Source organism: Candidatus Accumulibacter similis, assembly GCA_013347225.1.
GTDB lineage: Bacteria > Pseudomonadota > Gammaproteobacteria > Burkholderiales > Rhodocyclaceae > Accumulibacter > Accumulibacter similis.
Window position 1 is genome coordinate 800,951 of the sequence record CP054595.1, and the last position, 19,265, is coordinate 820,215.

General features: G+C 63.5%; 17 protein-coding genes and 2 pseudogenes. 8 read left to right on the plus strand and 11 right to left on the minus strand.

Translation table 11 applies throughout. The features are described from left to right. Positions 1–8 precede the first annotated feature (8 nt). Together HT579_03510 and dusB are read right to left on the minus strand one after the other, a co-directional pair. Positions 9–260, minus strand: coding sequence for a Fis family transcriptional regulator (locus HT579_03510; protein ID QKS28097.1), 252 nt, complete (start codon positions 258–260; stop codon positions 9–11). Then, a complete protein-coding gene (gene dusB / locus HT579_03515; GenBank protein QKS28098.1) occupies positions 257–1,303 on the minus strand; it encodes a tRNA dihydrouridine synthase DusB in 1,047 nt (348 codons plus the stop codon). Before dusB ends, HT579_03510 begins: the two co-directional genes overlap by 4 nt. A gap of 266 nt (positions 1,304–1,569) precedes the next feature. On the opposite strand from dusB, the gene HT579_03520 reads away from it, so the two are divergent. Then, positions 1,570–1,944, plus strand: coding sequence for a transposase (locus HT579_03520; protein ID QKS31477.1), 375 nt, complete (start codon positions 1,570–1,572; stop codon positions 1,942–1,944). Positions 1,945–2,775: 831 nt separating this feature from the next. Here the strand turns inward: HT579_03520 and HT579_03525 are convergent. From HT579_03525 to HT579_03535, 3 genes are all read right to left on the minus strand, one after another. Continuing rightward, positions 2,776–3,414: an alpha/beta hydrolase gene (locus tag HT579_03525; GenBank protein QKS28099.1), complete on the minus strand. Its 639-nt coding sequence runs from the start codon at positions 3,412–3,414 to the stop codon at positions 2,776–2,778. 105 nt (positions 3,415–3,519) lie between these two features. Then, positions 3,520–4,707, minus strand: a complete 1,188-nt coding sequence (locus tag HT579_03530) for a dienelactone hydrolase (GenBank protein ID QKS28100.1) — start codon at positions 4,705–4,707, stop codon at positions 3,520–3,522. Between the two features lie 195 nt (positions 4,708–4,902). Beyond that, positions 4,903–5,211 (minus strand): NAD(P)H-dependent oxidoreductase subunit E, encoded by a 309-nt coding sequence (locus tag HT579_03535; GenBank protein ID QKS28101.1) that lies wholly within the window; start codon positions 5,209–5,211, stop codon positions 4,903–4,905. A gap of 276 nt (positions 5,212–5,487) precedes the next feature. Here HT579_03535 and HT579_03540 point away from each other — a divergent pair, with 276 nt between their 5' ends. Together HT579_03540 and HT579_03545 are read left to right on the plus strand one after the other, a co-directional pair. After that, positions 5,488–7,059, plus strand: coding sequence for an IS66 family transposase (locus tag HT579_03540; protein QKS28102.1), 1,572 nt, complete (start codon positions 5,488–5,490; stop codon positions 7,057–7,059). Positions 7,060–7,244: 185 nt separating this feature from the next. Next, positions 7,245–7,541 (plus strand): antibiotic biosynthesis monooxygenase, encoded by a 297-nt coding sequence (locus HT579_03545; GenBank protein ID QKS28103.1) that lies wholly within the window; start codon positions 7,245–7,247, stop codon positions 7,539–7,541. 210 nt (positions 7,542–7,751) lie between these two features. Here the strand turns inward: HT579_03545 and HT579_03550 are convergent, their stop codons facing one another. Together HT579_03550 and HT579_03555 are read right to left on the minus strand one after the other, a co-directional pair. Further along, entirely contained in the window at positions 7,752–8,312 is a 561-nt protein-coding gene (locus HT579_03550) for a hypothetical protein (GenBank protein ID QKS28104.1), read from the minus strand. Positions 8,313–8,665: 353 nt separating this feature from the next. Then, positions 8,666–10,111 (minus strand): DUF1254 domain-containing protein, encoded by a 1,446-nt coding sequence (locus HT579_03555; GenBank protein ID QKS31478.1) that lies wholly within the window; start codon positions 10,109–10,111, stop codon positions 8,666–8,668. Between the two features lie 201 nt (positions 10,112–10,312). Between HT579_03555 and HT579_03560 the strand changes: the two genes are divergently transcribed. Further along, on the plus strand, positions 10,313–10,948 hold the full coding sequence (locus HT579_03560) for a lipid-binding SYLF domain-containing protein (protein QKS28105.1): 636 nt from the start codon (positions 10,313–10,315) through the stop codon (positions 10,946–10,948). Between the two features lie 756 nt (positions 10,949–11,704). Here the strand turns inward: HT579_03560 and HT579_03565 are convergent. The 3 genes and pseudogenes from HT579_03565 to tnpB all read right to left on the minus strand — a co-directional run bounded on the left by HT579_03565 (position 11,705) and on the right by tnpB (position 14,080). After that, positions 11,705–12,055: a hypothetical protein gene (locus HT579_03565; GenBank protein QKS31479.1), complete on the minus strand. Its 351-nt coding sequence runs from the start codon at positions 12,053–12,055 to the stop codon at positions 11,705–11,707. A 22-nt stretch (positions 12,056–12,077) separates the two neighbouring features. Further along, complete coding sequence (locus HT579_03570; GenBank protein ID QKS28106.1) at positions 12,078–13,646, minus strand: IS66 family transposase; 1,569 nt, start codon at positions 13,644–13,646, stop codon at positions 12,078–12,080. Positions 13,647–13,732: 86 nt separating this feature from the next. Then, positions 13,733–14,080 (minus strand): annotated as a pseudogene (tnpB, locus tag HT579_03575) (IS66 family insertion sequence element accessory protein TnpB). 167 nt (positions 14,081–14,247) lie between these two features. Between tnpB and HT579_03580 the strand changes: the two are divergent. Then, positions 14,248–15,341 (plus strand): annotated as a pseudogene (locus HT579_03580) (IS4 family transposase). Positions 15,342–16,005: 664 nt separating this feature from the next. Here the strand turns inward: HT579_03580 and HT579_03585 are convergent. After that, positions 16,006–16,686 carry an SOS response-associated peptidase gene (locus tag HT579_03585; protein ID QKS31480.1) on the minus strand — a complete coding sequence of 227 codons (681 nt, stop codon included), beginning with the start codon at positions 16,684–16,686 and terminating at the stop codon, positions 16,006–16,008. A gap of 322 nt (positions 16,687–17,008) precedes the next feature. Here HT579_03585 and HT579_03590 point away from each other — a divergent pair, with 322 nt between their 5' ends. From HT579_03590 to HT579_03600, 3 genes are read left to right on the plus strand one after another with little or no spacing between them, the layout of a single operon-like run. Then, complete coding sequence (locus HT579_03590; GenBank protein QKS28107.1) at positions 17,009–17,446, plus strand: DUF2924 domain-containing protein; 438 nt, start codon at positions 17,009–17,011, stop codon at positions 17,444–17,446. Continuing rightward, on the plus strand, positions 17,443–18,789 hold the full coding sequence (locus HT579_03595; protein QKS28108.1) for a recombinase family protein: 1,347 nt from the start codon (positions 17,443–17,445) through the stop codon (positions 18,787–18,789). The genes HT579_03590 and HT579_03595 overlap by 4 nt, the downstream gene beginning before the upstream one ends. Further along, the gene (locus tag HT579_03600; GenBank protein ID QKS28109.1) at positions 18,786–19,211 is read left to right on the plus strand and encodes a hypothetical protein; all 426 of its coding nucleotides are present in this window, start codon (positions 18,786–18,788) and stop codon (positions 19,209–19,211) included. Before HT579_03595 ends, HT579_03600 begins: the two co-directional genes overlap by 4 nt. The last annotated feature ends 54 nt before the right edge of the window (positions 19,212–19,265 follow it).

Consider the following 19,265-nt stretch of genomic DNA (forward strand, 5'->3'; position numbering starts at 1 on the left):
GCAGGAACTCAGGTGATCAGTCGGTGGTGAAGCAGCTTCTTGCGCAGGGTGTTGCGATTGATGCCGAGAATCTCGGCAGCCAGGGTCTGGTTGCCGCCGGTCTGGAGCAGAACCACTTCGAGCATCGGTCGCTCGACACTGCGGATCACCATCTCGTAGACCGGCACCGGCTGCTCGCCGCCGAGTGTATGGAAGTAGTTTTCCAGTGCCTTGCGGACGCAGGTCGCGATGGCGTCATCGTCATCATGTACATGCTTCATGCGGCAAGTCCCTCGCAAGGGGTGTCGCCGGTTGCCAGCTCTGGCTGCGACGTGGCAGGCAGCCGTTCGTTGGCGTCAGCGAGTGCCAGGAAGAATTCGTCAACCGCCTGTCGCTGCTGCTCGACGGTCGGCAACTGGTTCATCTGGTGGCGAAAGAGGGCCGAACCGGGAAGCCCACGGGTGTACCAGGAGATGTGCTTGCGGGCGATGCCGACCCCCGTTTGCCGACCGTAGAACAGATGGACATCGTCCAGATGACGGAGCAGGACCTCGTGAATCTCGCTGACCCGCGGCGGCAACATGTGGCTGCCGGTGCTCAGGAAGTGTTCGACCTCGCGAAACAGCCAGGGTCGCCCCTGCGCTGCACGACCGATCATCACCGCATCGGCGCCGGTGTTGGCGAGCACCCATCTTGCCTTTTCCGGCGAGTCGATGTCACCGTTGGCGATCACCGGGATGTGAGCCGCCTCCTTGACCTGCCTGATCGTCTCGTATTCTGCCTCGCCGCTGTAGCCGCAGGCACGCGTCCGGCCGTGCATCGCCAGCGCGCGGACTCCCGACTCCTCGGCGATCTTCAGGATGCGCAGCGCGTTGCGGTTCTCGCGGTCCCAGCCGGTACGGATCTTCAGGGTCACCGGCGTCGCCGGCACGGCGTTGACCACCGCTTCGAGAATCCGTGAGACCAGCGGCTCGTCCCGGAGCAGGGCCGAACCTGCCATCACGTTGCAGATCTTCTTCGCCGGGCAGCCCATGTTGATGTCGATGATCTGTGCCCCGCGGTCGACGTTGTAGCGGGCAGCATCGGCCATCATCAACGGGCTGGCGCCGGCTATCTGTACCGAGACCGGCGCCACTTCGCCTTCGTGGTTGGCGCGGCGGCGCGTCTTCGCACTGCCATAGAGCAGCGAATTCGACGTCACCATCTCGGACACCGCGAGACCGGCCCCTAGCCGCTTGCACAACTGGCGGAAAGGGCGGTCCGTCACGCCAGCCATCGGCGCGACAAAGAGCTGGTTGCGTAACGGAAAACCGAGGAACTGCATGGTGGCTGGCGTTGGGAGCGTGCGTCGGGAGAGCGGAATTCTACCCCGATTCTGCCCCTCGGACAGGCTGTTCGTCCGCGCCGCATCACAGCCCGCTGCAGGTTGCCGGCCCGCCGGTCTGATGACCCCGGAAGCGCCCCGTTGGCGGGCCGACCGTCGCTGCTTCAAGTCGCGCCCAGCCGGACGAGAGCGATCAGCGACAGGTTGAGGGTGAGAGTCGTGCCCTCACAGGGGGAGCTCTCGACGCAAATGGAACCTTCCAGCCGCTGCTCGAAGCCCTGCACCTATGGCTCCAGAAGACCCGCCGATCGGTCGCCGACGCCGGTGTTCTCGCCAAGGCGATCGACGACAGTTTGCGGCGCTGGCCGGCCTTTGCCCATTATGGCAGCAACGGCTTCTTCCCGATCGACGACAACCCCGTTGGGAATGCCATTCGCCCGATCGCCATCGGCAAGAAGAACTGGCTGTTCGCCGGCTCCGAGACTGCCGGCCAACGCGCCGTGGCGATTCAATCGCTGCTCGAAACCGCCCGCCTTAACGGCCTCGAGTCCATGGCCTGGTTGACCGACACCCTGGAGAAACTGCCCTCCTGGCCGAACCGCCGCGTCGACGCCCTGCTGCCGCTCAAAAAGCCAATGTGATCGTGCGCGCCATGGGTGGGTGCGCTGAACGCTTAGCGAAGCAAAGGAGCGCCAACGCACTATCTCTGCCCTCAAGCGGCGTGCTGCCGCTCTTGGCTTCGAAATCAGCCCGCTGACGGTTAGCGCATGAACACTACCGTCGCCTGGCTTGTTTCTGGAGAGAGTGATCAGGGCGCGCAATGCCCATGTGGCGGATTCCGGCTCCTGCTGCTCATCCCGGACCAGCAGTTCAACCTTCCGCTCGGCTCTGCCACCGGCCTGGTTGCGGAGTTTGACGGCCAACCGCACGGCATCGTGTCCCGCGATTCACAGATCGGCGACGCGGCCCGAAGTCCCGCCGCCGGACGTGATCCGGATCGGGTCCGGCGGCGCGCAGGCGGCGAGGAAGCAGATGGCCACGATGATATCGACCACATCAGGGAGCACACACTCTGGTTGAGAGGGACGCGCATCGGGAAGGCTCTATCGACGCAACACGCTGTCGGAAACAGGATGAGGGATCGCCACGAACTGGCGACAACGTGGACTTGGTGGCAGACTACATGGGGCCAGAAGGGACGTCGGCGCCGGGGGCGCGGCAACGAATGCAGCGCTGGCGGCACCAGGGTGCCGCGCGCGATTGCGCTTCCGGCAACGGTGGCGAAGGGTCGTGAACGCAGTGCCTCAGCCCTCGCAGAGGGTCGCCACCGGTGGTGGGGCGCCGCCACTCGGCGGTCAGCAATGGATCGGCACCACCACCGTTGGGCTTCGCGCACTGGCTGCCGCGGCGTAGCGGGTGCTCCCACCGGTTCGCTTGCCCGCGAGTGCTAGGGTCCATCGCTGCACAATCTCTCAGTGACGCCAGGCGTGACTGACGATCTCGCGAATGACGTGCAGACGGCGGTGGAAGAAGTGGTCCGCACCGGGAACGACGACCACCGGCAGTTCAAGCGGCTTGGCCCATTCGATGACGTTGGCCAGCGGGACGGTCGCATCCTCGGAGCCATGGATGACGATGGTGTCTGCCGGCACGGCCTTGGTGTGGTAGCGACGGGCCCCTTCGACGAAGCCGGAAGCAGTGCCGACGAGCACCAGTCGCTGGGCGGGATGGCCCGCCTCGAGCAAGGCCTCGGCGACGCGCGTCTGCACGTAGGCGCCGAAGGAAAAGCCTGCCAGCGCGACCGGCAGGTTGCCATAGCGGCACTTGGCTTCCGCCAGTACGGCGAGCAGATCTTCAGTCTCGCCGCGACCCTCGTCATGCTTGCCTTCGCTAAGGCCGACACCACGGAAGTTCGGCCGCAGAGCAACGTAGTCGAGATGGTTGAAGGTGCGTGCCAGTGTCTGCACCACCTTGTTGGTGTTGCCACCGCCGAAAAGCGGATGCGGGTGGGCAATGAGCGCAATGCCGCGCGGTGCGCCGGGGTTTTCGACCGTGATGTCGATCTTGCCGAGGGGGCCATCGATCAGCAGATGTTCAGCGGCTATTCTCATTCCTCAGCTACCTTTCTCTGTAGGTGTCGCTTCCACACGCGGTATCGGCGGTACAGCGGGCGCGCGGCGTCCCGCCGCCATCGCTCGGCCGCCCGTCGACCTGTGTCATGGTTCGCGAAACGGATCTGTGGCTGCCGATCGCGACGTCCCGGCGAACTGCCAGACGACCTCGTCGTCGACAGCGTAGAGGGCGCACGAGCGGCGCGCAGCACGCTCGCAGTTGTCGAGCGCCGCTGCCAGCGCGTCCGGGCCACCCTGTGCCCACCCGACGTTGCCGGTGGTTGCGATGGCGAAGGCACGCGGGAATGGCAATCCGAGAAACCGTCGGTAGAGTTCACTGCGGTGGTCGTCCACATACGGCAATGCCTCGCTGTCGTCGAGCTTGGTGTAGCTGCTTCGCTGCGGCCTCGGTGTCGACCCGGGGCTGAAGCGAAGCTCGGTTGGCAGTCCGATTTCGCGCAGGAAGCGTTCGCTTTCCGGCCACCAGATCGGTATGCCTTGCGGGCTGGTGAATATCACTTGTGCGTCGCCAGCGGCGAGGGACACATGGGTGACCAACGCGGCCTGACCACCCGCGTCACGGTAGGCGCGCAACATGCGCTGTGGCAACTCGCGTCCCCAGTAGCTGTCGTCGTCTGCGTAGAACCACAGTGACGGCACCGTGCTGCGCGTGCCAAAGGCGGCGAAAGCTTCGACCAGAGACTCTTCCCAAGCACACCCGGCACCGTTCTGGGGCGCTCCTCCAGCAAGATTCAGGACGCCACGCAGGCCCGGAAAGCCGGTTGCAGCCGCGGCCATTGCCGTCATTCCGCCTTCCGACTCGCCGACGAGCAATATGCGGTCGGGATCGACGTCTGGTCGTCGGCGCATCTCGCGCAGAAAGGCGATGATCGTTTCAGCCTGCAACCGTGCGTTGCTTTCGATCTTGCAGCGGGGGACGACGTAGCTGCCGCCAGACTTGGAGAAGCCCGGCCGCATCGGTATCGCCACGAGATAGCCACGCTGCAGGAATTCGCGACTGGCGACGAGATAACGGGCGCGCGGGTCAAAGCGCGGGTCGCCGGACAGCCGGCCATGGTTGATGACCACCAGTGGAAAAGGACCCGGGCCTGGGGGTACGAACAAGGTTGTTTCGAGTTCGACGCTTGACGAGCCAGTGCCTATGGCCAGCATGCGTACCTCTTCGTTGAGCCGCGCCGGCAGCTGGGGCATCTCCTCGGCGGCCGCCGGAACGCCGGTAGAAAACAGGTGCGTCAGCACGGCGAGGAGCAGGCGAGGCAGCGGACTTCTCATCGTCTCTCCGGGAGGATGGTTGGGGTGGTCTCGGCTGGGCGCGAACCGCCCTCGCTGTTGGAGCTCAGGGCCACAGTAGTCAATCGCCGATCGTCCTGCGCGGCGTTGGCAGCGCGCTTGCTAACCCACATCCGACCCTGTTGGCGGATGACGCTGCCGATGTCGGTCAGCGGCGGGCCAACGGACCCCGGACATTCAGATGCGCAAGCGGTCGACCACCCGTCCGTGCAGCAGGTGCTCCTGAATGATTTCCTCGATGTCTTCGTTGTCAACATAGCTGTACCACACCCCCTCCGGGTAGACCACCAGGACCGGGCCGTGGTCGCAGCGGTCGAGGCAGCCAGCCTTGTTGATGCGCACCTTGCCCGCGCCCTTGAGACGCAGTTCGCCGATTCGGTCCTTGGCGTAGGTCTGTGCCGCTGCCGCCCCGGAATTGTTGCAGCAGGTCTCCCCCTCGCCTCGCTGATTGCAGCAAAAAAAGACGTGATGCCTGAAATAGCTCATGAAGGCGGTTCCTCCGGTTGGATTGCTGGCAAGTTTGCTGGATCTTAACCCAGTCGCACCGAAATTCAGACTTCCTGATCTCGCAGGAAAGGCGGATGGCCCTGTTCCGCCTGTTGCGCTGGGGCGAAGGGGAGCAGGTGGACTGCCAGAACTGGACATGGCGCACCGGCACCATCTCCGCCCGACCCGCAGGATCCGGCTCTGTGCGGGCTGGCAGGATGATTTCTCGGTCACCTCCGGAACGATCTGCGCCTTCCATGAACTGCCCCCACGGCTGTGCCTCGCGGCGGCGATCCTGTTCACCAACGCCTCAGCGATGCGGGTTTCACCGTCAGCCGGCCGTGGCTGACGCAGATCGCCCAGCAAGGGTCGGCCCTGCTCGAGGCGATCCACGAGGCGCAGTTGGCGTCGATTCGCGAGTCCAGGGTCAAGGCGATGGATGAAACGCCGATCAAGGCCGGACACGGCGGGCCCGGGAAGCTGAAGCGAGGCTATTTCTGGCCCGTCCATGGAGAACGCGACGAGATCTGTTTCCCCTTCTTCGAGAGCCGCGAGATCAAGCACGTCGAGGCAGCGCTGGGGCTGACGCCTGCCGAGCGAGCGGTGCTGCTGTCGGATGGCTACCACGCCTATGCCCACTATGCGGCGAAGACCGGGATCACGCATGCCCAGTGCTGGACGCACACCCGTCGTGGCTTCTTCGAGGCGCAGGCCGCCGAACCGGAAGCCGGAGCCGAGGCGCTGGCGCTGATCGGCGAGTTGTATCAGGTCGAGGAAGACATCCGCCAGGCCGGGCTGAGTGGCGAGCGCAAGAAGGATCATCGGCTGGCGCATGCCAGGCCGGTCGTCGAGCGCTTCTTCGCCTGGATCGATGAACGGTTCGCGGCGCAGGGTCTGCTGCCGAGCAATCCGCTGACCAAGGCGCTGGCCTATGCCCGCGACCGCCGCTTTGGACTGGAAGTGTTTCTCACCGACCCGGACGTGCCGATCGATACGAATCATCTCGAGCGGGCCCTGCGCGTGATTCCGATGGGTCGCCGCAACTGGATGTTCTGCTGGACCGAACTCGGTGCCCGCCACGTCGGCATCCTGCAGAGCCTGATCGTCACCTGCCGGCTGCACGACATCAACCCGTATGACTACCTGGTCGATGTCCTGCAGCGCGTCGGACAGCACCCGGCCGACCGGGTCCACGAGCTCACGCCCCGCTGCTGGAAAGATCTCTTCGCCGCCAACCCGCTGCGCTCTCCCTTGCACCGGCAGGCTCCATGGGCGGGGCGAATGCCGCAGGGTTACGGCCAGGGTGCCGCTACGCGGCAGGCGACGCAGCACGTCAATGGCGTTCTTCCGCATCTGCTCGATCATGACGGTGGTCGCTTCCAGTCCCCGGCGGGCCGTCAGCGCCCCGCCTTGGGCCTCACGGAAGATGTCGAGAACCATGCGCTGGCATTCACGCGGCCGGCAGAAGCGGTTTCGCACCCTATGGCCCTTCGCCCGGATCGTCCGCAGGTCGAATTCCGGGGAAAACAGCTAGAGGGTCGCGTCGAGGTGGGCCAGATCGTCCGCCACACGTCCCATCTCCTTCCGGTGATGCTCGATCAGCTCCGCCAGCTCCGCGCGTTTGGTGATCAGGGCCACAACGACGTGGTTCTCTGCCATGAGAAATGCTCCCGTTCAGTGAAAACGAAAGCATTCTCGTGGAGCAGGCGGTCGGGTGCCGGGGGTGGTTGCTCCATAATGCCGCAGTTGACCACGCTGGCGCCCGACATAGTGCCCGGCATCCTGGATGGCCGCTTGCCGCACCACCTCATCGTGCATGAGCTGGCGATCAGTCCGCCGGTGCGATGAGCAGCGGGCGAAAATGGGTGCGGTTGGCGAGGACCCATCGCCGAACTGATCAGCCGTACCGAAGTCTATGCAATGTGGCCGCCGTACGTAACGCAGAGCGGCAACTCTGGATTCTCTGCGGTTCGCCCTTCGATCGACTGCGCGTGTCACTCCATTCCGCCGATCGACAACAAGGAGAAAGCATCATGACCGCCTTCAATGTCGTGCGCTTCCGGGTGAAGCCGGGGCGCGAGCAAGAATTTCTGGATGCGCATATGATGGTCTCGCGCGATTGGCCCGGCCTGAGGCGGGTCAACATGCTGCAGACGGGTGACAGCAGCTACTGCCTGATTGCCGAGTGGGACGACATGGACAGCCTTGCCAAAGCGCGGCCAAGAATGATCGCCACCCTAGATTCGTTCCGCGACACGCTTCAAGATCTGGGCGGCGGTCTGGGCGTTACCGATGCGGTCTCGGGGCCGGTGGTGCTGGACTTGAAATAGTACGTCGTGATCGGTGCCAAGCACGACTCTAGTAACGAACCGTCTCCCTCACACAAAAGGCGAGAATCGACCTCGTTGCCGAAGTGAGGCAAGTGGAAGTTGTGTAGCCGCTGACGACGCGTTGCAGCCTTTCACACGCGGAGCAACCGGACGCTGGCACGCTCCCTCCATCGGCGGCAACGCGTTCTCCGTCTGTTCCCACCGGATCGCTCACCTCTTGGGAGTCGCGGAGATCGATGCACGCAAGGCGTCACGCTCTTCCATGCTCGCTGCGGCGGGTTGCTGAAAGAACATTCGAATCATGCGTCTTTCGCCCAGCACTCGGCCCAGTTCCCGGATCACGCAGTAGTTGAGGATGACGACAAGCAGGATGATCTGGAGTGCCCAGAAGTGCGGCCACACGATTTCGTACAGTAGCTTTTCGTTGCCCGCGAGGATTCCTCCAGCCTCCTTGGTGAAGTCATAAAGCCGCTCCAGATAATGGATGAAGCTTGCGACAACATAGTAAATGATCGCCTTCCAGGCGATGTTGTAGATCAACGGCTTCTCCGGAAATCGATTGATTGGCGGCCAATGGTCGGCGAGCAAGACCGACTTGCCAATGATCAGCGCGGCGAGCGCGATTTGGGCCGACGAGGTGACCGGTAGCCCCGTGCCCTTTGCCATCAGGACTCTGACCAAACCGACGATGTGCAGAGCGACCAAGAAGAAGATGGTTGGTGGCAATACAGCCAGAAGTTCTTCCTTCAGCTTTTCGACAGCCTTGTTCACTGCAGTCACTCCTATGTCTTACCGGCGGTGCTGTTTTCACTTACACAGTGATGGCCGGTTTTCGGCTGATACGCGCAGCATCTTGGCAGGTCGAGCCGACCCGTTCCGTTCCAAGGCTTGATCCACGAGGATGCGGGCGTTAGGCGACAAACGCGAAATCTGTTCCGCCAACAACCTTGCCCTTGCTGCTCCGATGACAGGAGGTGCATCTGCGCGGGCTTGCCAGGACGGGCGGCCCGAGGCGAATACCGCGGGCCCACCTCTAGTAGCAACTCTGAGGCTGGCGTTGGCGCGCGCCACCCGACAGTTCCGCCAGCATGAACTTCCAGAACGACGGTGGGTCGCTGCCGCTCCTATGTTCCCACCCGCTTCAACTCGGGCGGGTTCCACGTGCCCGCGCCAGGTGGCAGGATCGATGGCGGCTCGGTCTTCGGCCAATAAAGGCGCATCACCAGGTAGATGGGGCCGTCCGGCGCGGGCAGCCAGTTCGACTCCCTGTCCTTTCCGGGCGACTCCTTCTGGACATAGAGAGTGAGCGAGCCGTCCGCGTTCTTCTTCATCGCTGGCAGCATCGGCGAGTTGATCAGGTAGCGGTCGATCGGGTTCTTGATCAGGAACTGGGTCTTCCCGTCGTACATCGTCACTGACCAGAAGGCGTCGACGGGCGGGAACTGGTCCTTGGCAAACGTCAGCGTGTACTTGTGCTTGCTGCCGTCGAGCACTTCGCCGTTCGCCAGCGTCTTGGTGAGAGGATACATGGCTTCGACGGCATCGTTGCCATAGATGCCGCCCTTGGCGGCCGCGGCGCGCTTCAGCCAGTCGCCGTTGTAGAACGCGCGGTCGCCGAACAGCGAGCCGACCTTCCAGCCGTTGATGTCCTTCTGCCCGGCCTCCAGATACTTCTCGATCTTGCTGTCGCCTTCCTTCATCGCCAGCAGGATGGCGGCCTTGTGCTCAAGCGAAAGGTCTTTGAAGTTGAACTTCTTGCCGGGGCCGATGCCGATGCTGGCGAGCTTGGCGCGGATCGCTTCTTCCTCGGGCCCGGCCGGCGCGAATTGCAACGCAAAGTCCAGGTAATCGAAGAAGTTGGTCTTGACCATCTCCTTGTCGATCTTCGGGAAATCTATCGCCGGCGCCGCTGGAGGAGCGGGTTGCTTGAGATACGCCGACAGCGGCTGAACCGTGTAGCCTGCCTGCACCTTCTCGACGTTGGGCATGTCTTTGGGGTCGATGAGTTGCGTGCGGTACGCGGCGAGGGAGAAATCGGTGGTCGAGCGGAACACCTTCTTGATGCCCGCCGGTGTTTCACCCTTCCAATTCGGCCCGACGACCAGGTAGTCGCCGGCGTCATTGCCGGTGGCGCGGCTGCCGATGTAGCCGTAGTTGAAGGTGTTGCCGTCGTTCAGCATCACCGAGTAGTAGCGGTTCTTGTCCACCGCCGGTACCGAGAGCACCAGCGGCTCGGCGCGCAGGTCCATCCACAGCAAGGAGTAGGGCGTGTCACTGTTGGGCGTCACGATTGCCGTGTCCTGGTAGGTGAAGACGCGGGCCTCGTTGTGGATCTGGTTGAACGGCGCTTTCCACTGGCCCGAGTTCTTGTCGATCACATACTCATACATGACCGCGTAGTTCATCACGATCGGCAGGCCGTAGATGAAAGCTTCCTCAGCGATGGCCTTGACCTCCGCGATGCCAGGCGCAGGTACGCCGGCGGCCGCGTCCTTCTTCGCCGCTTGCGTGACGGGGTCGGCGGGTTTGTTGCAGCCGGCCAGCAGCCCGGTGGCGATGGCGACGCCCATGGCGCCACTGAGCAGTGCGCGTTTCAACATTGCGCTTGCCTCCGCGGACGCGATGTCGAAAATTCGGGGACTGTGGCCATTTGTCGTGTTCTCCACCAAGAGTCGAAGAAGTAGGTCGCCCATTGCGCGACGGTTGGATCATATTTTAAGCTATGCATGGCAACACGCAAGTTGTGACAACCAGACAATGGGGAGGCGCCAATGCAAGCGATTCCGAGTTATCGATGTTTCTCCGTCCTCGCGATCGTGGCGAGCTTTCTGACACCAGCCCGTGAGCGAACGTCGCTCGAGGTCGTTCGGGGGTGGATTTGTGCACTCGCCGGAGCGCTGGGGATCGTTCTTGCCTCCACACCGGCCGCGGCGCAGGGCCATCCCGAACTGGAAGCCAACGCGCGCGCGGCCCTGAGCAGCCTCGAGGCGCAAGATCCCCTCGCTGCCGCGCTCGCAAGGCGCGCGGTCGCCGTCTTGGTGTTTCCGGAGGTAACGAAGGCGGGGTTCCTGATCGGCGGTGAATACGGCAACGGCATCATGTTCCGGGGCGAACGCTTCGCCGGGCACTACAACACCGCCGGCGTATCGTACGGACTGCAGGCGGGCGCGCAGACCTTCGGCTACGCGTTGTTCTTCATGAACGAGCGGGCCTTGCAGTCTTTGGATGACGCGGGCGGTTTGCAGGTCGGCGTCGGCCCGAGTGTCGTCGTTCTGGATCAGGGCAAGGCCAAGTCACTTACATCGGAGATGCTGACCAGCGACGCGTATGCCTTCGTCTTCGGTCAGCAAGGACTGATGGCGGGTGTCGGTCTGGAGGGCACCAAGATCACCAAGCTTGGCCAGTAATCAGCAACAGCCGAAGCGCGCTGACGTCGAAATGCCGAACACGGTAGCGGCCACAGTGTGGTGAGTCGTCGAACGCGGGTGTGGCAGGTGGCGAGCCGGGCCTCTTTGCCACGACTCGCCGAGCCCTGCTCCGATGCTTGGCCAGCATCTGATCTTCGTCGTCTCCGTCGCAGCGGTGGTCGCTCCGCTGCTGGCGTCGACGCACGAGGGACCGCGAGTACCCGTCGTCGTGACCGCCGTGTTGCCCGGAGAGTCCCCATTGGGCCACAGGTCATGCGCTTGACCGAATTCGAGTCCTTCATGTCTGTATCCACGCCGCGCACCACACGCCGTGCAATTTTCTGCAAGGTGAGCCACTGCGGAGCTAAGAGCATCGTGCCGGGCCCAGGCGAAGTACTCGGCGATGCGGTCGTGGACGTGCTTGGCGAGATCGCGGATCTCCTCGACGGTCCCTCCGGTCAGGACCCGGTGGGCCCACCATGCGACGCTGACCAGGTCGGGGAAGGGCCAGTAGGAAACTTCACCCGCTGAGGGGTCAAAATGCATGAACTTCAGGCAAATGCGAATCATATGGCCTCCCATGTTCGGAATGCGTCGGCAAGTACATCGCGCCGACCACTGCGCATGACTCGATCTTCGCGCAACGCGAGGGTCTCTGAAGCGATCGTCTCGATTCGGACCGGGGGTAGACCACACGCGGGAGTGGCGCATTGCCATTTCAATGTGCACGACAACGCAACAAGGACGCCCAGTCTCCTACGCGGCTCGCGCTGTCGAGAACCACTCAGCCCAATAGTCGATGCAGGCGCGCATCTTGGGCAAGCGGTGCCGTTCCTGCAGCATGAGCGCGTGCAGGGGCACTTGTTGACTGTCGATCTGATCCTGCAATATGGGGACCAAGTCGCCCCGTCGGATCAGTTGAAGGGCCAGCAGGTCCATCACACGCCCGATACCCACGGCATGCCGCACCATGGCCAATGTCAGCATGATGTTGTTGCTGCGAGTATGGCCCCGAGCTTGGTAGAAGCACTCCCTGCTGCCAGCGCTACTGAGTGGCCAGCGATTCCTCTGCGGATTCGCCGTGTAGGCAGTAAGCGTCCGACACAGCCACCCCTCCGGGGCGACTTGCTCAGCCTGTCGTCTTCAGTGGCAACAGTTCGTCGATGCGGCTGTTCGGCCAGTTTGGGAGCTTTTCGAGGGTCTCGGTGAGCCAGGCCATCGGTTCGATCCCGTTCAGGCGAGCCGTCTCGAGCAGCGACTGGATCGCGGCAGCGCGTTGGCCGGCAGTCTCGGAACCCGCGAACAGCCAGTTCTTCTTCCCGAGTGCGATCGGACGAATCGCATTCTCCACGGGGTTATTGTCGATCGGGTAGAACCCGTTGCCCGCATAACGAGCCAGCGCCGGCCAGCGCCGCAGACTGTAGTCGATGGCCTTTGCCAGAGCACCTCCGTCGGCGACCGACCGACGGCTACTCAGCAGCCACAAATGCAGGGCCTCGAGGAGCGGCTGACTCGTTTCTCGTCGCCGTCGAGCCCGTTCCTCAACCGTCGCTTCCTTGTTCGCCGCCTCGACGGCATACAGTTCGCCGATTCGGCGCAGTGCTTCGGCGGCGATCGGATGCTGATTGGCCTGGTGGAGGTCGAAGAACTTCCGCCGGGCATGCGCCATGCAGGCGAGTTCGATCACCTCGCCGCGAAACAGGGCCTGGTAGCCCGCGAATTCATCGACCATCAGCGCGCCTTGCCAGTCGCGCAGGAACTCCACCACATACTTCCCGCCCCGGCCGGGCTGGTAGTCGAAGACGCTGATCGGCGGATCGCTTGCCAAGGCATTGCTGCGATACGCCCAGAGATGGGCCCGCCTGGTCTTTCCATTGCCCGGATCGAGTTGCTGCACCGGGGTTTCATCGGCATGCAACACCGCGCCCTGGCGGAGCAGTTCGGCGAGGCGCAGCCAGAGCGGTTCCAGGGCGACACCGGTACGGCCGACCCAGTCGGCCAGCGTCGAACGCGAGAGGGTCACCCCCGACCGGGCGGCCTGCCGTTCGAGACGATACAGTGGCAGGTGATCGGCGTACTTGCTGACCATCACCCCGGCCAGCAAGGCCGGTGCCGCCAAACCGCCATCGATGACCGAAGCGATGGCCGGTGCGGCGATGACGGTCTCGCAGGGCCGGCAGGCGTACTTGGGATAGATGTGGCGCTCGACGAAGAACTCGGCGGGGACGATGCTGAGCTTCTCGGTCACGTCCTCGCCGATCCGCACCAGCGCCTGACCACATTGTCCGCAGGTGCAGGTTTCGGGCTCGTGCAGGTGCTCGACGCGCGGCAGTTGCTCGGGCAAGGGCTGACGGCCGGCGCGTTCGCGTTTGGCTTTCTCGGGGAGCGGCAGATGCGGCCCCATCGCGGCCGCCTGGCGCTGTTCGGCGAGGCGCGCTTCGCAGGCGGCGACGTCGGCAGCCAGGGTTTCGTCGAAGAGGTCGCGTTCGCTGGCGGTCAGGGATTCGCTCTTGACGCCGAATTTCATCCGCCGCAGATGGGCCAGTTCGAGGGTCAGCTTCTCGATCCTGGCGTCACGCCAATGAATCTCCGTGGCGCGGGTATCGAGCTGCTCAAGCAGGCCACTGACCCGCTTCTCGACCCAGGAGAGCAGTTCCGAAGAGGGCGAGAAAGGGGCAAGTTCGCTGGCCAAATCCATGCTGGATGACACCATGAAGATGTGCGCCAGGGATCTCGAAACCACTGATTTGGCGTAAGTTCTTGAGGGACTTCAGTGCTCTGGACTTGCCAGTGGGCGGGCGCCGGGGCGTCGCGGCGCTGCCAGTCGACGCCGGCGACGAGCCAGAGCCATTGCGCTGCCGAAAGGGCAAAAACGGGGTCACTGGCGCTGGGCCAAATGAAGGCGCCGCGGTGCAACCGGCGTTGCGACAGCCAGACGCCAGTGCCGTCCCAGACCAGGAGCTTGAGCCGGTTCCGGCGCCGGTTGGTGAAGGCATAGGCAGTACCGTCACAGGGCGTGCGCCCGAGGCTGGCCTGGATGCGGGCCGACAGGCCATCGCTACCCGAGCGCATATCGACCGCTTCGACTGCCAGCCAGATGCGCTCCGGCGTGGGCCCGGGCGGAACGGTCATCGGCGCTCTCCGCACAGCGCACGCAGCCAGTCGGCTGCCAATCCTCACAAGTTAGCATATCAGCATATTGCGCGTTGGGCCTTGCGTCGACCGTGCTCCTGCGCCAAAATAGCTCTGTAACCAATTGTTTATAAAGGAGAAGCGCATGACGGACTGAATATGCGAATATACTGGGTAGGCTCTCCAAGTATCTGTTTTCACAAGAGTTACTGCAAGTGGCTCGCCTCGACGCCAAACACTTCACCCGCTGCCGAACCCTCACCCTGCCAACGGTCCTCAGTTTTCTGCTCTCCAGCGTCCACGCCGCCGTCCAGTCGGAACTCGATCAGTTCTTCGCCAACCTGCGCAATCGCGCCGACTCGGTTCGTGAGGTGACCGCCCAAGCCTTCTACCAGGCGCGTTACAAGATCAGTGCGCTGGTGTTCGGCGAGGTCAATCAGCACCTCATGGAACTGGTGGAGGAACACTTGTCGATCCCGCGCTGGAGAGGCTTGCGAGTGGTCGCGGCGGATGGCAGCGCGGTTCGCCTGACGATGATGAAGGACAACGTCCGGTCGATCGTCACGGGCGTGGCTTTCGGCCTCTACCTGCCGGGCATCGAGCTGTTTCTGAACTTCCGCCTGCATGGGCCTTTGTCCGATGAGCGTCAGATGTTCTTCGAGGCGATCGATTGTCTGCGCTCCGACGATGTGCTCGTGATGGACCGCGGCTTTCCCTGTCGTTGGCTGGTGTCGGCGCTGACGGCACGTCACATCCCCTTCTGCATCCGCTGCGATTTGTCGCGAGGATTCAAGGTGGTACGCGAGTTCCTGCAGTCCGGTCGAAGCGAGCAGGTCGTCGTCTTGCGCGCGCCCAATGCCCGTGATGCCAAGGACTATGAATGCCCGGCCACGCCGACCACGGTTCGATTGGTACGGGTAGCGACACCGAACGGACGGGTACATGTGGTGATGACATCGCTCCTCGATCCAGTGACCTTTCCGGCCGCTGCGTTTGCCGGGCTGTACCACGGCCGCTGGCGAATCGAAGAGGCGTACAAACGGATCAAGCACCGGCTGCAACTGGAGCATACCTCCGGCTTGTCTTGGCATGCGGCGCGCCAGGATTTCGGCGCCAAGGCGGTCTTCTGCAACCTCAATGCACCGGCCGCCTCAAGCCCATCCTCGAGGAAATCGCGCTGAACCTCCAGAAGTTCGTCCCCAATCGCTCCCAACCTCGAAAACCGCAGCCGAAACCTCACCTCTCGCACGCTTACAAGTAGTAATGACAATAGGCTAACTTTCGAGGATTGAGTCGGCTGCCGGCAGCGCCGCGAATTCGAGTCGCCGGCCGCCAGGCATGCACAGCGACAGGCTTGGTCCGGAGTGGGTTGCAACGGGCGCTATCGTCGCGGGAACGAGAGTCACCGGCGGGGCGGCAACGACCGTTCCGCTTTCCTTCGCCAAACGTCGGTGCCAGTAACTCAGCGATCCAGCCTTCAGCCCGTTCCGCGCACAATAGGCCTTCTGGCTCTCCCCACTCCCGCGCCAACCTGCTGCCTGCCCTCGCCAGTACGCTGCCACTTCGCCAGCCTTGCCCATCGCACTCTCCTGTGGAAACCTCGAGACAGTGCGGCAACTGGCACGGGATTGGTAGGTGGGCCAGCTGGACGCTTACCATGAAATCGCCTCAATAGCCGGAACAGCGACCGTCCAGGCTTGAATCAACGTCCCCGTGGGAGACACCAAGCTGCCGGTGCTGGCCTGCCGCAGGCTGACGCCATCCTACACTCACTGGCTGCTTCCCGCGGCACAGGGACCGGTCCAGCCGGAAAAATTGACATTCCGAGTCGAAAATGACCGCTGACGCTGACAGCTGATGGCTCCGCGTCAACGTGAGCTCCGGGGCAAGCTCGCCGCCCTTGGCTGATTGCCACAAGCGCAGGCTCACACCGCCTCGACAAACGTCGACGAATCGCCACGAGATGAGTTGACCGCCCGGCACACCTTGTAGGCGATCATGCCGTCATCCACGGCCGGTCGCAACAACGCGCGCAAGCCGCGTACATCTGCATTGTCCGGGTCCAGCCACGCCCCGTAATCGCTGGCCCGCAGAATCACGGGCATTCGGTCGTGAATCGGCATCAGCACAGGGTTGGCGTCGGTCGTGATGATGCAGCACGTGTGAACCTCGTCGCCGGCAGGCGACACCCAACGCTCGGTGAGTCCGGCAAACCCGAACAAATCGCTCGCATCTTTCGGACGGATGAAGTACGGCTGCTTGACCGTGCGACCGGCATCGGGTACCGCCTTCCACTCGTAGAAGCCGTTTGCCGGAACGATGCATCGCCAGCGCCGAAACGCAGCACGAAACGCTGGCTTCTCAGCGACGGTTTCACTACGCGCGTTGATGAGCCTGGCACCGATCGTGACGTCCTTGGCCCATGACGGGACCAGACCCCAGCGATAAGCGCTCGCCACTCGCTCCCCGTGCTGTCCGGGGTGAACAACCAACACCTTCATTGTCGGCGCGATGTTGTAGCGCGGCTCGAAATCGAACCCGTCATCGAGATCGAACTGCTCCCGAATGCGGGAAGCCGGGCCGTAGAGGGCATAGCGACCGCACATCTCAACACCCCGCACGCACGAGATTTCTCCTGTGAATTTCCGCTCTCTTGCTCACGCCTACTCCAAAACACCCAGCGCCGAAAACTCCGTGGTCATATCATCGTTGACGGTCTGGACCACCCGAAGGGAGGACAAAGATGACCGCCCAACCCACTCTACCCGAATCGATGTCGCCACGCGAGCGCGCCGCCGAGATCGCTCACCTTCTTGCCACCGCGGTCGCGCGGCTACACGCCAAGCGGCCCGTGCCGAGCGAAGTTTCTCTTGGCTTTTCGGCGCCCAAGCGCGTTCATAGGACTCCCTCACTGCCGGGAGTACCACGATGACATCGCCTTCCGTTGCCGCCCAGCTCGCGGCGCTTCCCGACATGCCGCTCGACCGGCTGTGGTCGCTGTGGGATCAACACTTCGCGTGCCGACCGCAGCGCGTCAATCGGCGTTACCTGGAAAGCCGCCTTGCCTATCGCCTCCAGGACGTCGCCTACGGCTGCCTGCCGAAAGTGATCAAGGAGCAACTCGCCGACTGCGGCGAGCGCCTGTCGAAGATCAAGGTCAGGCGCGGCGCCGCGGTCCGCCTGATGCCGGGCACCGTCCTGATCCGTGAATGGGACGAGCGCGAGTACCGCGTCACCGTCACCACCGACGGCCTGTACGAACTCGAGGGCCAACACTACAAGAGCCTGTCGGCCGCTGCCAAGGCGATCACCGGCACCCACTGGTCGGGGCCAGCGTTCTTCGGATTGAAGCAGGGGCGGCGATGAACACCGTGGCCCCGAAACGCTGCGCGGTCTATTGTCGCGTGTCGACCGACGAACGGCTCGACCAATCGTTCAACTCCATCGACGCCCAAAGGGAGTCTGGCCTCGCCTACGTGGCTAGCCAGCGCGCAGAGGGGTGGATTGCCGTCCCCGACGATTACATCGATCCTGGCTTCTCCGGCGGCAACCTGGATCGGCCCGGGTTGAAGCGCCTGCTCGCGGACATCGGGACCGGCAAGATCGACATCGTCGTGGTCTACAAGATCGACCGCCTGACGCGGAGCCTGACCGACTTCTCCCGGCTGATCGAAGTCTTCGAGCGCAACAAGGTGTCGTTCGTCGCTGTGACCCAGCAATTCAACACCACGACCTCGATGGGCCGGCTGATGCTGAACGTCCTGCTGTCCTTCGCGCAATTCGAGCGCGAAGTCACGAGCGAGCGCATTCGTGACAAGATCGCCGCCAGCAAGGCCAAGGGGATGTGGATGGGTGGGTCGTTGCCCTTGGGGTATGACGTGGAGAACCGGCTGCTCGTGGTCAATGAAGTCGAGGCCAGACTGGTCCGGCGCATCTTCAAGGATTTCACGCGTTGTCGATCGACCACCGAGATGGTTCGCTATCTCGCGGCCGAGGGCCAGACGACCAAGTCGGGGCGGCCTCTGACCAAGCAGACGCTCTACAAGATGATGCACAACCGCGTCTATCGGGGCGAGATCCCGCACAAGGGCCAGTACTACCCCGGCCAGCACCAGGCCATCATCGACCAGGATCTCTGGGACGCGGTCCACGCGATCCTCGCGGAGAACAACCGCCAGCGGGCCTTGGCGACGCGCCAGCGCCGACAGCCACCGTCGTTGCTCCTGGGCATCTTCTTCACCCAGGACGGGGAAGGCTTCCAGCCTGCCTTTATGCGCAAGGCCAACGGCACCATGTATCGCTACTACGTGCCGATCCGCAAGGTGCGCTTCGGCGCCAGGGCCACGCGCGCCGGCCGGCTACCAGCGGAGCCCATCGAGCAACTGGTACTCGCGCAGGTTCATGCGGCGCTGAAGACACCGGAGATGGTCCAGGCGGTGTGCAACCGAGTCGCCGCGGAAAAGCTCAAAGTGACCGAGCCGGGGGTGGTTCTGGCGCTTCGCCAGCTCGGCGCCGTCTGGGAGCAACTCTTCGCGGCCGAGCGCCAGCGCATCGCCCAGTTGCTGATCGAACGTGTCACGCTGCTCGACAATGGTATCGAGATCAGCTGGCGCGAGTCCGGCTGGTCGCAGTTCGTCGGCGAACTTCTGCCGGGAACGATCGGCGCGGAGTTGCGCGAACTCGTGGAGTCGGAGGAAGCCCTGGCATGACACGGATCACTCAGATTGGCGACGCCATCCAGCGCCGGAAACCGAAGCTCACCACGGTCATCCCGGTTCGCAACAAGCGCCACGGTGGCCGGAAGGTGGTGATCCCGGCGCGGGGGACCCCGGAAGCGCAAACGCCCGAGCACCACGAGCCGATCCTCAATGCGCTGGCCCGCGCCTACCACTGGCAGCGATTGCTCGACGAGGGCCGGATGAGCAGCGAAGTGGAGATCGCGCGCCAAGATGGTCTGAACCAGAGTTCCGTCAACGAACTGCTTCGCCTGACGCTGCTGTCGCCAGCGATTGTCCGGGCGCTCCTCGCCGGCCGGCCACCCAAGACCCTGGCGCTGCGCTGGCTGAAAAACCACGAGCTGCCGGCGGATTGGGAGGGGCAGCGGGAGGTGTTTGGGGCCTTTGATCATTAGCCCTTGGTTTCTCCTGCACAAGGCTGATCGGACGATCAGCGCCCATCCTTGCAT

Coding starts and splice junctions, on each gene's coding strand:
- HT579_03535 (QKS28101.1), bottom strand. CDS start 5,211: ATGAGCTATTTCAGGCATCACGTCTTTTTTTGCTGCAATCAGCGAGGC.
- HT579_03590 (QKS28107.1), top strand. CDS start 17,009: ATGACATCGCCTTCCGTTGCCGCCCAGCTCGCGGCGCTTCCCGACATG.
- HT579_03600 (QKS28109.1), top strand. CDS start 18,786: ATGACACGGATCACTCAGATTGGCGACGCCATCCAGCGCCGGAAACCG.
- HT579_03570 (QKS28106.1), bottom strand. CDS start 13,646: ATGGATTTGGCCAGCGAACTTGCCCCTTTCTCGCCCTCTTCGGAACTG.
- HT579_03510 (QKS28097.1), bottom strand. CDS start 260: ATGAAGCATGTACATGATGACGATGACGCCATCGCGACCTGCGTCCGC.
- dusB (QKS28098.1), bottom strand. CDS start 1,303: ATGCAGTTCCTCGGTTTTCCGTTACGCAACCAGCTCTTTGTCGCGCCG.
- HT579_03595 (QKS28108.1), top strand. CDS start 17,443: ATGAACACCGTGGCCCCGAAACGCTGCGCGGTCTATTGTCGCGTGTCG.
- HT579_03585 (QKS31480.1), bottom strand. CDS start 16,686: ATGTGCGGTCGCTATGCCCTCTACGGCCCGGCTTCCCGCATTCGGGAG.
- HT579_03555 (QKS31478.1), bottom strand. CDS start 10,111: ATGGGCGTCGCCATCGCCACCGGGCTGCTGGCCGGCTGCAACAAACCC.
- HT579_03545 (QKS28103.1), top strand. CDS start 7,245: ATGACCGCCTTCAATGTCGTGCGCTTCCGGGTGAAGCCGGGGCGCGAG.
- HT579_03525 (QKS28099.1), bottom strand. CDS start 3,414: ATGAGAATAGCCGCTGAACATCTGCTGATCGATGGCCCCCTCGGCAAG.
- HT579_03530 (QKS28100.1), bottom strand. CDS start 4,707: ATGAGAAGTCCGCTGCCTCGCCTGCTCCTCGCCGTGCTGACGCACCTG.
- HT579_03560 (QKS28105.1), top strand. CDS start 10,313: ATGCAAGCGATTCCGAGTTATCGATGTTTCTCCGTCCTCGCGATCGTG.